The sequence below is a fragment of the Gilvimarinus gilvus genome, from assembly GCF_030518155.1.
GTDB classification, from domain to species: Bacteria; Pseudomonadota; Gammaproteobacteria; order Pseudomonadales; family Cellvibrionaceae; genus Gilvimarinus; species Gilvimarinus gilvus.
In genome coordinates, this window is record NZ_JAULRU010000632.1 from 1 (window position 1) to 308 (window position 308).

Annotated in this window: 1 protein-coding gene; it reads right to left on the reverse strand. The window is 35.4% G+C overall.

What is annotated here, in order from left to right; genetic code table 11:
• Positions 1-275 (reverse strand): DegT/DnrJ/EryC1/StrS family aminotransferase (locus QWI17_RS16555; RefSeq protein WP_302723636.1); only part of this gene is annotated, 275 nt, incomplete at its 3' end.
• Positions 276-308: the final 33 nt, after the last annotated feature.

A 308-nucleotide genomic window follows, 5' to 3' on the forward strand; every position in this document is an offset into this window, starting at 1 on the left:
ATTGGATTTGCAGTTGCTGAGAATGTCATTGATTGGCAAAGAACCTCATCTCCGTAGCCAACTCCACATTCAATTAAAGCTAAATGAATTGCTGCTGTACCAGCAGATAATGCTGCAACTTTTACATTTGCATTTAAGAATTTTTCTAAATCTGCTTCAAAACCATTAACATTTGGTCCTAAAGGAGCCACCCAGTTTGCATCGAATGCTTCGTGAATGTATTTTAATTCATTTCCTCCCATATGAGGAGATGATAACCATATCTTTTCAGCCATTTTCTATAGTTGTTTTTGTTGTACAAATTTAGA